Source organism: Microbulbifer maximicatervae (SeqCode) (assembly GCF_056231245.1).
Map to the genome: position 1 here is coordinate 3,177,021 of NZ_CP174334.1, position 11,301 is coordinate 3,188,321.

General features: G+C 47.2%; 9 protein-coding genes and 1 pseudogene. 2 read left to right on the forward strand and 8 right to left on the reverse strand.

The genetic code is table 11. From position 1 onward, the window contains the following. Positions 1-22: 22 nt before the first annotated feature. From ACJJIS_RS13720 to ACJJIS_RS13740, 5 genes are all read right to left on the reverse strand, one after another. Complete coding sequence (locus ACJJIS_RS13720) at positions 23-601, reverse strand: hypothetical protein (protein ID WP_475708337.1); 579 nt, start codon at positions 599-601, stop codon at positions 23-25. Between the two features lie 110 nt (positions 602-711). Then, positions 712-2,847, reverse strand: a complete 2,136-nt coding sequence (locus ACJJIS_RS13725; protein WP_475708338.1) for a TonB-dependent siderophore receptor — start codon at positions 2,845-2,847, stop codon at positions 712-714. A 347-nt stretch (positions 2,848-3,194) separates the two neighbouring features. Next, entirely contained in the window at positions 3,195-4,763 is a 1,569-nt protein-coding gene (locus ACJJIS_RS13730; RefSeq protein WP_413665127.1) for an AbgT family transporter, read from the reverse strand. A gap of 80 nt (positions 4,764-4,843) precedes the next feature. After that, complete coding sequence (locus ACJJIS_RS13735) at positions 4,844-5,851, reverse strand: tryptophan--tRNA ligase (RefSeq protein WP_282933487.1); 1,008 nt, start codon at positions 5,849-5,851, stop codon at positions 4,844-4,846. Between the two features lie 121 nt (positions 5,852-5,972). Further along, positions 5,973-6,971 (reverse strand): helix-turn-helix domain-containing protein, encoded by a 999-nt coding sequence (locus ACJJIS_RS13740; protein WP_475708339.1) that lies wholly within the window; start codon positions 6,969-6,971, stop codon positions 5,973-5,975. 324 nt (positions 6,972-7,295) lie between these two features. Here ACJJIS_RS13740 and ACJJIS_RS13745 point away from each other — a divergent pair, with 324 nt between their 5' ends. Both ACJJIS_RS13745 and ACJJIS_RS13750 read left to right on the forward strand, forming a co-directional pair. Next, positions 7,296-7,706: a rhodanese-like domain-containing protein gene (locus tag ACJJIS_RS13745; protein WP_444916654.1), complete on the forward strand. Its 411-nt coding sequence runs from the start codon at positions 7,296-7,298 to the stop codon at positions 7,704-7,706. Between the two features lie 45 nt (positions 7,707-7,751). Further along, a complete protein-coding gene (locus ACJJIS_RS13750) occupies positions 7,752-8,186 on the forward strand; it encodes a hypothetical protein (protein WP_444916653.1) in 435 nt (144 codons plus the stop codon). A 254-nt stretch (positions 8,187-8,440) separates the two neighbouring features. On the opposite strand, the gene csrA is transcribed toward ACJJIS_RS13750, so the two are convergent. The 3 genes and pseudogenes from csrA to ACJJIS_RS13765 form a co-directional block, all read right to left on the reverse strand. After that, positions 8,441-8,620 (reverse strand): carbon storage regulator CsrA, encoded by a 180-nt coding sequence (gene csrA / locus ACJJIS_RS13755; RefSeq protein ID WP_413665123.1) that lies wholly within the window; start codon positions 8,618-8,620, stop codon positions 8,441-8,443. Positions 8,621-9,986: 1,366 nt separating this feature from the next. Beyond that, positions 9,987-10,541, reverse strand: a complete 555-nt coding sequence (locus tag ACJJIS_RS13760; protein ID WP_444942186.1) for a hypothetical protein — start codon at positions 10,539-10,541, stop codon at positions 9,987-9,989. 419 nt (positions 10,542-10,960) lie between these two features. Beyond that, a pseudogene (locus ACJJIS_RS13765) lies at positions 10,961-11,161 on the reverse strand (hypothetical protein); the annotation flags it as partial. Positions 11,162-11,301: the final 140 nt, after the last annotated feature.

The window sequence follows — 11,301 nt, forward strand, 5'->3', positions numbered from 1 at the left end:
ATTCCTACTCAAGTCCGTTGATCTATGCTGCCGAAGCGGGAAGCGCAAAGGTCAGCAACAAGCCGCTGACCACCGAATAAGCCAACATGGCAGCCGAAGGGCGCAGAAGCTTTTTATCGGCACAGCACCAAACCATCGCCAGGGTCCAGATTATCACCGACAGGAAGGCTCCGCCGACCAAGCGGACAGCTTCAGAAAACCCGGTAAAACCAAAGAAAAGCAAACCGGCGATCAAACCACTGGCTGCGGGCAAAAGAAAGGCAGCCATAAAACGCAAGAAGCCCCGCAACCACAATGGAAGCAGGGCTTGAGATTCGGGTGTTCCCGAGCGCTGTTTTTCAACGGGCCTAGGGCCACTGGGCCAGTCACCCTTAAGAGCCAATAAAGCAAAGGCTACGAGCATCACTATTAAAGTGGCAACACTGATTCCATATTCCACCCCAACAATTGAGCTCCACCCAAAAGCCGACAACACCATGGCTCCCCAACCACCCCAACGGCGCACGGGCTCTGCCCCTCTGCGGGACCAGGCGGAATAAAGGAGCAGAATCCCGGCCAGAGCAAAGGCGCTGGAAGCTCCTGCAATCATATAAAAAGACATTGGCATAACCATAACTGCGAGAGACTCGCCTCTCGTCTGGTTGCTTAAACGTAAAAAAGGGAGCCCGCCCACAGACTCCCCCTGCGGACAGGCTCCCAGTCTACACTAACTTAGAAAATGTAATGTGCTTCTACCGTTACATAACGACGCTCACCGTAGAAGCAGTCACCGCGACTCAGGCAAGCTGTAGTATGTACTTCATCAGACAAATTTTTTCCTGTCAGCTGGAAGTGCCAGCTATCCAAGGTATATCCGATCGATGCGTCATATAAGGTGTAAGACGGGTTGTACGATGGGAAGGTTCCCGTGGGATCTTCAACACCGGTGTAGCTCTCGCCAACATGACGAGCGCCCATGCCAATACTCAGCCCCGGAAGCAATGCGCTCAGGTCATAGTCGCCCCAAATAGTCACTAGCTCCTCTGGAACGGCCTCAATCGCAATACCGACTTCACCGGCAACATTACTCTCGGTGATCTCGGTGTTGGTGGTGCTGTAGCCAGCTACCAAACTAAGGTTACCTAATTTACCAGTTACCTCTAGCTCAACACCATCAATTGAAACTTCACCGGTTTGAGTGTCAAAAGTGATATCAACCGGGTCTGTAGTGAGGCGGTTTTTCTGCACAATATCGTAAGCTGAAGCGGTAACCAGCAAGTTGGTTCCCTCTGGCTGGTACTTCACACCAACCTCTACCTGCTCGCCCTCAATTGGCTTGAAGGAGTCACCGTGGCGATCTGAACCGCTTACAGGCTCAAAGGATTCGGAGTAGCTGATGTAAGGAGAAATACCCATATCAAATGCATACATCACACCCAAGCGCATGGTGGTAGCATCATCATCCACAGTAACCGGGGAACCCTCAGTTTGCGACTCGGTGGAGTCCCTACGAACACCAGTAGTTACTATCAGGTTTCCAATTGTCATATGGTCTTGGAAGTAAAAACCCAGCTGCTCGGTATCTGTCTCCGGTCCATTCGCAATCACTATGTCTTCTGGAATATACCCATACTCCGGCTCGAAGATATTGATCACACCACCATAAGCGTAGCCATAATCATTATCCGTAGTAGCATCCTGGCTATCCAAGCCGAATGAAACTTGGTGATCGACAATACCTGTAGTTAACTCACCAGACATGCGTAAATCAAAAATCAACATGTCTGTACTGGCTTCACTGGAAAACGCAACACGTTGCATCTCAGTGATATTAGGGTTGAGGCGAGAGTAGTCGAAGCTGCCATACATGGTGTTGTAGTCTACTTCACCTTTGGCATAGCGGATGCTGGCATTTACACCCCAGTTATCACTAAAGCGATGATCAGCCCAAATGCTGTAAGCGATCTGCTCTGTATTATATTTATCCCAACCTGGCTCACTGAGGAAAGTGTCAGTTGGGATATCACCGTTGGCGTTATCAATACGGGTACCACCCCAGGGCAAGAATGCTGTAGAGGTACCACTCTCATCATCCTGGTAAGTAGTCTGGAAAGTAATCTCGGTGTTCTCACTCGGACGCCATGAGATAGATGGCATCAGCAAAGTGCTGTCATTATTGACATAGTCTACTTGGGTATCCGCAGATCGCTTATAACCTACAACTCGGTAAAGCCACTCACCATCACTATCCATGGAGCCAGTGACGTCCGTAGCAAATGCCTGATGGTCATAGCTACCAGCTTGAACCACTACTTCTCCACCAAACTCTCTCTGCGGGCGCTTGGATACTAAGTTTACGATACCACCGGTAGAACCCTGTCCATAAAGTGCAGAGGAAGGACCTTTGAGAACTTCTATGCGGTCATAGGCGTAGAGATTAGCACGGGCACTTGTGTAGCTACCGAATATAGACTGAAGGCCATCAATAAAAATCGCAGGATCAACACCGCGCACCAGAGACCAATCACCACGGACATCAACGCCGTAGGTTCCGCCATTCACCCCTGGCGTATATTGCAGAACATCTTGAACCGTTTTCGAGCCGATATCGTTGAAAAAGTCATTGTCCAGTACAGTCACAGAAAAAGGGGTTTCGTGTACGGAAACATCCAGCTTGCCCACAGAGGTCTGACGGGAAAGGTTCAGATGTCCCGTAACATTAACCTCTTCAATACGCTCATCTGTGTTATCCGCAGCGAACGCCACAGAAGAACCGCCCGCAGCAATAGCCAACGCCAATAAAGAGCGGCTGATTCCAGAAATTACAGGAGAAGCTTTTTGCATACTTTTAATTCGAGCGGTACTCATGGAGATCCCTCAACGCCAACTGAATTTGGATGGATCACAGTCAAACTGTGACCCAGGTAACTGGGCGCGAATCCTAATAGGAATCGTTATCATCTACAACATTATTGGAACATTTTTTTACTAAAAAGAGCGATGACATGATTAGGGACAAGAAATACGGCATTAAAGGACAGCATTGCAGTCTCCAAGCTGCACTTTCGTACCATCAGGATGACTTGATGAAATGAATAAAAGCAGACTCTAAGGCAGGAAAAATACTAAGTGGCTGCCCAGCAGCAACCACTCAGATTGAGATTGTAGATATCGGGACTTGATTTAGAGAGACTTAGACAAAGATCCCCGACCTCTTAAGGGTAGGTATAACTAGCCTGCACCCCCAAAGGCATTCCCAGTGTCCAGTAAGCCACCAGGAACAGCGACCAGCAAATCAGAAACACAATGGAGTACGGCAACATGATGGATACAAGTGTCCCAATGCCCGTTCCCTTCACATAGCGCTGGCAGTACACAACCACCAAGGGGAAGTAAGGCATCAGCGGGGTAATAATATTCGTGGAGGAATCACCTACCCGATAAGCCGCCTGGGTGAGATCAGGGGAGAAACCGATCTGCATCAACATAGGCACAAAGATGGGGGACAGCAGCGCCCACTTGGCAGAGGCAGATCCCACAAATAAGTTGATAAAGGCTACCAGTACAATAATGCCCATCAGGGTAATCGGGCCCGGCAGCTCCATCGCCGCGAGCAAGCTCCCTCCCTCTACCGAAAGCAGCGTGCCCAAACCGGAGCGGGCAAACTCAGAGATAAACAACGCACAGAAAAAAGCCATCACGATGTAATAAGCCATGGAGCCCATGGTTTTGGACATCGCATCAATAACATCCTTACTCTGGCGGAAGGTACCGGCCGCATAGCCAAACACCACACCGGGAATCACAAACAGCAGGAAGATCAGCGGTACAATCGACTTCATAATTGGCGCAGTGAAAGAAGCTAATTGCCCTTCTGCATCGCGCAAAGCTGAGGTTTCCGGCAGCATCCAGGCCACAAGTCCGACGATACCTGCCACCATCACAGTAACCGCCAAGTACATCGCTTTTTTCTCGCGAGCCCCCAGCTCCTGCATTACCGGCATATCCGCTTCATCGCCATCAACCTTCACGCTCTTCAAGCGTGGCTCGATCACTTTATCAGTCAGCCACCAGCCCAGCAGTGTCACCAATAAGCAAGAAGCTGAAGTAAAGAACCAGTTGTTGAGGGGGTTAACCTGCATATCCGGATCGGCAATCTGAGCAGCCGTCTGGGTAAAGCCTTGCAATAGAGGATCGATAGCCGAGGGAACAAAATTGGCAGAGAAGCCACCAGAGACACCGGCAAATGCTGCCGCGATACCTGCCAAAGGATGGCGCCCCGCCGCGTAGAAAATCACACCTCCGAGTGGAATTACTAACACATACCCCGCGTCTACAGCGGTGTGACTGACGATGGCTACCAAAATCAACATAGGTGTCAACAGCATCTGCGGCGTTACCGCCAGCAGCTTTTTCAATACCGCATTGATAAAGCCACTCTGCTCAGCCACACCGACCCCCAGCATGGCTACCAACACCACCCCCAGGGGCGCAAAACTAGTAAACGTAGTTACCATACCAGATAGGAAGCGGGCCATTTCACTACTGGAAAGCAGGTTGGTTACCTGTATCGCCTCGCCGGTAGCGGGGTGTAAGGCTTCGAAGTTAACACCGGAGAGAAGCCAGGAGAGCACCCAGATTCCCACCATCAAGATCAAAAACAGAACAGCGGGATCGGGTAACTTATTACCGACAACCTCAATAAAATTGAGCGCTCGATTAATCCAGCCATTTTTATTATCGGCACTATTGCCGGCATCAGGATTTGCCTGAACGTTTTCCATGTTTGTACCCTGTACATTTATTATTTTTTATTAAAAAGGAGGCCGATACTCCACGGCCTCCTGCTTTTTCAGGAAAAGCTCTAACCTATCTTGCGGATACCAACCGCGTGACGCAACTTCTCGATAAAGGGCGCAGAGTAAGCGCGAGCCTTAATAGCCCCCTTCTCCAGCTCCGTTTCAATTTGGTCTGGGTTAGCCAGCAGCTCATTGTAGCGCTCGCGAGCCTCACCGATCTGGCCGTTCACCAGCTCAAACAGCTGCTTCTTGGCCTCACCCCAGGCAATGCCCTCTTCAAAAGCTTTACGCATTTCAGCTGTCTGTTCTTCGCTGGCAAATGCCTGCCAAACCTGGAATACAGTGGAAGTATCCGGATCTTTTGGCTCACCCGGCTCCAGCAGGTTGGTTTTGATCTTATTAATGTGCTTTTTCAGCTTCTTCTCAGGAAGGAACAGCGGAATAGTGTTGCCGTAACTCTTACTCATTTTGCGGCCATCGAGGCCCTGTAACACAGCTACGTGGTCGTCAACTACCGCTTCTGGTAAAGCGAAGTGCTCGCCGTAGTGGTGGTTAAAGCGCTGGGCAATATCCCGAGCCATTTCGATATGCTGTACCTGATCTTTACCCACCGGCACCTTATTAGCGTTGAACATCAGGATGTCCGCGGCCATCAGGATCGGGTAGCTATACAGCCCCATGGTGACGCCAAAATCGGAATCTTCGCCATCGGCGCGGTTGGCATCTACCGCTGCTTTATAAGCGTGGGCACGGTTCATCAGGCCCTTGCCGGTCATACAGGTGAGCAGCCAGGTTAATTCAGGAATCTCATGGACGTCGGACTGACGGTAGAACACCACATTGTCGGTATTCAGGCCCAAGGCCAGCCAGGTTGCAGCGATCTCCAGGGTGGACTGATGGACCTGTGCCGGGTCCTGGCACTTAATCAGTGCATGGTAATCGGCCAGAAAGTAGAACGATTGGTTGTTTTCATCCTGACTCGCGGCGATCGCCGGGCGGATTGCACCCACATAGTTCCCCAGGTGTGGGGTACCGGTTGTTGTAATACCGGTTAATACGCGCTGTTTCGTCATAATTCCTTCGTAGTCTGTACTGTCATCAGGCAATAGAGACCGAATCATACCCCTTTAGTGCCCGGGGGTGTATCAACCAAAGGTACCGACTCCCCATAGCCGTACCAACACGCGGCCAACGTTAAGCCTCAACCGCCACTTTGGCGGAAACCTGGAATTGGCGCTGATATTCACTGGGTGAGATCCCAAACGCCCGACGGAAATGGTGACGCAAGGTCGCACTACTCTCAAAACCAGCCAGTTGGGCTGCCCGATCTACAGACTCCCTACCGGACTCCAGCGCCTTCTGCGCCGCCCGCAAGCGCTGCTGAATCAGCCACTCCTTGGGAGCAATTCCCATCGACTGGCGAAACTTTCGGTCAAAACTACGGCGGGATAAATGAGCGCGCTGCGCCATATCATCAATTTTGATAGCGCCATCCAAATTGCCAATCGCCCAATCCAGCGCGGCGGAGAAGTGGTCTGGCCGTTTGGCAACGGGCATCTCCACATATTGGGCCTGGCCACCCTGCCTATGGGGTGCCATCACCAACCGACGAGCCACCGAATTGGCTAATTCATAACCGTGATTGCGCCGCAAAAACTCAATGCCCAGATCGATGGCGGCACTACTACCCGCTGCGCAAGCCAGTGCATCCTCCCACACATAGAGAACGTCTCCCACATACTCCACCGCAGGAAAGCACTCACGAAAACGATCCGCAAACAACCAGTGGGTAGTCGCCTGCCGACCATCAAATAGTCCCAGTTCCGCAGGCAGAAAAGCACCGGAGCAAAAAGTAAGAATCTGGCGGCTGGCAGCGGCAAACTCAGCCACCGCCCTATGTACACGTTCCAAATAAGCATCTTGTGGTTGTGCATTGGTCGACCAACAGGGAATCACCAGCAAATCATAATCCATCAAACTCTCTACCTGCCGACAAGCCAGAGCCAGACCGCCGGTCGCAAGAGGGCTTTCCTCAGCGAAAGTCACAATTTCACCGGTGTAGAGCTCGCTAAGTTCAGGTCGGGGTAGGCAAAAGAGTTCGGTAGCGCAACCGAGTTCGAAGAGTGAGACCTGCCGGTGGGCGAGAACAGCCACTTTCTGGCTCTTATTAGGCTTTTGTGCCAACGTCGACATAGGTACCTCTAACCCTCAGCAGTTAATTAAATTAGGTTAACGAATAAATCCAACCCAGCATACCCAGTTGAGCAGTTATTGAAAGCAATGCTGGGAATAAAACCCTCAACCTTTGAAGCATAATTTAATAGGTAAATCACCATCATCCTCAAATAAGTAAAGCCGAATCCCACTAGCCAAAGCCGACCCACAAGTTTGCACGCAGAATTGGCGCAAAATTAATGCTATCTGGCTCAGAGGTAGATCGCTCGGAAGCAACCAAAAAGGGACACTATCACCCCTTGGAAACCTGACGAACCACCGAAAAATCACCGGGAGTAATATATGAGTTCAGCCGTAAGTAGAGTACCCGCTGCCAACAGTCAAGATGCGCTAAACCACTTCCAAAACCTTCTATCTTTTGAAACAGACTGCTGGGATGTACACCACGCAGTCAGCCAAAATCGCAAGGATTTCGTACTTTTAGATGTGCGAGGTGAAGAGGCTTATAAAAATGGACATATTCAAACAGCCGAATCCTTACCATACAGCCGTATCAATAAAGACAGGCTGAGCGAATACTCTTCAGATACTTTATTTGTCGTCTATTGTGCAGGCCCACACTGTAATGCGACAGAAAAAGCAGCTATCAGACTGGCCACGCTTAACAGGCCAGTCAAAAAAATGATTGGCGGCATCACCGGATGGTTAGATGAAGGGTTTACCCTCATCCAAGAAACAGCCAAATCAATTTAACTCCTATTGTTAGCCCCTTACAGGATGACATAGCTTGGCATAAGGATGTGTCAAGCTATCAAACGCCGACTCAAAGAAATACGATTAAATGGTACTGATATGTTTGTTCGCCATGCCCACCCCACTGACTGTTTCTATCTTTACAATATGATGCGCTGCTTAGCCAGGCATAATAATTCAACTGACTCCTTCCATATTACCCAAATTGAATTGCAAAATAGGTTGTTTCAGAGGAAAGAGCATCAAATGCTGGTTGTAGAACAAGACCACAATCTTGAGGGGTATATCAGCTTTAATATTATTCCAGAAAATGAAAGCTCGGCGGCCTTAGCTATTATCAATGAGCTATATATCGGGGGTTGCGATACAAACCGAAAAGAAGAAATTACCCAAGTCCTATTGAGTGCAATTTCGAAAGAAGCTCGGAAATATCACTGTACGGATATAAGGTGGAAGATATCTTCGAAGGGGCATGAATAAAAGCCGGATTTTTAGCAAGGATTGCAAGCTCAACTTGTAATACAAAAGAGATGGAGAATTCTAAAGCTCACCTGACAGAAAACAATTAGCCCTTCCGCCACCTAACTAGCTTTGATATTCAAAAGACCCTTTTGGCAGCAAAGAGACACTCGAACCAGAGTGCGTATATCGCCTGCAAGCCAAAGGCTAAAACTTTATCCCTGGAGTCTAGTATCTTAATCACTTGCCCCAGAATTGTCCCCCTTACGACATATTCAAGCCTCCAATTTCTGTTTCTTTTTGATCCTCACATAGACTTCTTCACGATGGATAGGCAGTGACTTGGGTGCGCTTATGCCTATCTTAACTTGATTACCTTTTACCTCCAGCACTGTGACTGAGACATTTGCTCCAATTCTTAGATATTCACCTGTCCGTCGCTTTAAAATCAACATACTCATTTCCTTCAATAATCAAAATTTGGGCACTTCCGGGATGGGGAACTTGTGATTCAACGTTTGGAGGAAATATGGGGTGGTGCGCGAGGACAGTAGACACAGAAGAGGAAAAGGCGGGCGCTAGACTTCCAGAACTTGGGAATTGGTCCCAAACTGCTGAATGTACTCCACTTTATTGAATACGAGCGGGTTTCTAGCGTATTATCCATATAGCCATTTTGATAGTCAGATTATCAACTTGGTTAGCTGACCCCGGGTGTTGGTAGCACCTTGGGTTAGCGCCTTTTACTTACTCTTATGTCACGCTACCGTTCTCCTATAAGGGAATGGGTCTTTTAGAAAGTTCTCGATTCTCTCTGGGCTTTCAAGCCTGTAAAGCCTCTTTAACCGGCTCACTCAATTACGATCAAAACACTAAAAATATCTACCGATTCTACGCAGCTTTGACATTAAAACAAACTTAATAAATTCCAATAAGATTATTTTCGCGCCTATATTTTTTAATGTTTCGGATCTGGGAAACTATTACCAAAAACCAACAGCAGCCGTTTAAACTGGACTTTACCTGTGCCTTTTCGAAAACAATAAAGAATAAAGTTCTCAACCACATTGCTACCTGGAAGAGGAAGCAGAAGAAAGTAAGCGTTACCGAAAAGTTAAATAGCTCATCATTTCAATGCACATTGCGAAACAGTGAAGAGTAAGACTGAAATCATCAAGCAGTAAGTCATCGCCCACATTAGCGCTCCTGCCTGGTTATTTTTAGGTTGAAACTAATCGTAACGGCAATGCCTGTGATGACTGATTATAATTCGATTCAATAGCGTATTCGTGCGTCGGCTTCAGGTGAGAAGCCCAAAGACTTCTTCCATTTACCGAGCCTTATAGCCAAAAACATACCTACTAACCAAGAGCGGCTCATCATATCACCTCAACACTGGCGATATCTCAACCAGAATTTTGTAAGCCACCTTAAAGGTGAGTAGGCGTCAGCAGGTTTAGCACAACAATCTTTTAGCAACTTCAATAATCGTCAGGAACTCGGTATTGAAGTGAGAATACATATCTAACTACAGAGAAATAAATTTAAGCAAAATAATCTTAAAGACACGTGAAAACATTAAGGCCGCACCTCCTTTAACATAGAAACCGGAACTCACACTCCAAAAACATCTAAACTACGCCCTTTAACTTTCCGACCAAAACTGTGCCGACCAATTAAAACTGACATCCAAATTTATAATTAGATTCTTAAAAAGTAGTATTCAAGAGGGATTTACCTACTTCCCATAATGGTATCTACATCAATGGGAAACAGGCATATATTTATTTTGCACTTCAATATCATCCACTTTTATTCTGATTAGCTAACCTCACTCATTACGACACCTTTCAACCCTTTACCTCTTATTCTTGCCAAGAACTCTTCAGAAACAATTATGCCGTCGAGGCAATCAGGAATCCGGAAAATATTCACATCATCCGGAACAAGGTTAGAATGAATGTATAGTTCGGTAATGATGTCCTCACCTCTAATCCCTGGAGTCACCAGGGATCTGCTTTTATCTACACAATCTACTAAGCTTAAGATATTTAATAAGCGATACCCTTTTATCTCTCCACCTGTAGCCTGTGAAAAAAGAGGAAGATCTAAAACTTGCACATCAGAAAAGATTATATCTTTAATCAAATTAAAAAACTTATCTGACAAAGTAGGCCAATCAATCACACCTCCCATAAAATCAGCAAGCTGAAGATTCGTATCCTCAATACAAATCTTCACCCTGGAAAGCTCATCTTGATTACAACGTTTAGCCTGAATAATAGATAGTCGGTCAAAACCCCCTAAATAATAATTATCAACATATGAATAACCTTTTAAGCCCGCATCAGGCATTAGCTCAAAAAATTTTCTCATGGAATAAAAACCTACCTAGTGTTATGTGGCCTTACAATACCATAAGTAATACCTTATTGAATTGCTTGCACCGCTTGATGTACGCCCTAAAGAGTAACCTACTACCCCTAACCAGCACTGGTTAGCATTCTATTTACACCCCTGCTGTAAATACTAGAGTTTGGACCAGAGTGATTCCCTAACATAAATTGCTTGTAAAGACTTGCTCTTTAATTTACACCAGGCACCAAAGTGAGCGGGTTTTACTGATGGCTGTTTCATTTTGGTCAGAGATACTGTGGTGGTTTTGCAATGGTATACGCCCTTGCTTAGTCAACCCTAAATAGCATTGACCTATCTAACATCGAAACAGTGTCACTTGTAACTGCTAAACTCCTACATTTGAGTAGGGAGCATGTACACCATAACGATAAAATAGGTTATAAGCTTGTATTTTTTGAATATGACTGCGCACCAGTGCATTGATTATCCTCTGTAGAGAATTTGTAGTCGACGCCGAGACTCCCCCTCCTGCTCAAGCCACCTGAACCAAAGCACGCTACTGGATTGCTAGCTACATATGCATAGGCATTCGGCCCATCATCCAACCCAATCGAATCACTCTGGATAAACCACCCAAAATTCGGATCATAATTCCATTAGTAGCTACAATAATACTCAACCTCACCACCCTTTATCTGTGCACACTCGCTGGCTAAACGCAATATAGTATTAGGCGCCTTTAAATACGCTGCTTTCGTTATAGGCCTTAAAGCGATTG

What these genes read in the sequence shown, in the direction of transcription:
- csrA (WP_413665123.1), bottom strand. Translation starts at nt 8,620, where the DNA reads ATGTTGATTTTAAAGCGACGGACAGGTGAATATCTAAGAATTGGAGCA.
- ACJJIS_RS13730 (WP_413665127.1), bottom strand. Translation starts at nt 4,763, where the DNA reads ATGGAAAACGTTCAGGCAAATCCTGATGCCGGCAATAGTGCCGATAAT.
- ACJJIS_RS13750 (WP_444916653.1), top strand. Translation starts at nt 7,752, where the DNA reads ATGTGTCAAGCTATCAAACGCCGACTCAAAGAAATACGATTAAATGGT.
- ACJJIS_RS13725 (WP_475708338.1), bottom strand. Translation starts at nt 2,847, where the DNA reads ATGAGTACCGCTCGAATTAAAAGTATGCAAAAAGCTTCTCCTGTAATT.
- ACJJIS_RS13735 (WP_282933487.1), bottom strand. Translation starts at nt 5,851, where the DNA reads ATGACGAAACAGCGCGTATTAACCGGTATTACAACAACCGGTACCCCA.
- ACJJIS_RS13740 (WP_475708339.1), bottom strand. Translation starts at nt 6,971, where the DNA reads ATGTCGACGTTGGCACAAAAGCCTAATAAGAGCCAGAAAGTGGCTGTT.
- ACJJIS_RS13745 (WP_444916654.1), top strand. Translation starts at nt 7,296, where the DNA reads ATGAGTTCAGCCGTAAGTAGAGTACCCGCTGCCAACAGTCAAGATGCG.
- ACJJIS_RS13760 (WP_444942186.1), bottom strand. Translation starts at nt 10,541, where the DNA reads ATGAGAAAATTTTTTGAGCTAATGCCTGATGCGGGCTTAAAAGGTTAT.
- ACJJIS_RS13720 (WP_475708337.1), bottom strand. Translation starts at nt 601, where the DNA reads ATGTCTTTTTATATGATTGCAGGAGCTTCCAGCGCCTTTGCTCTGGCC.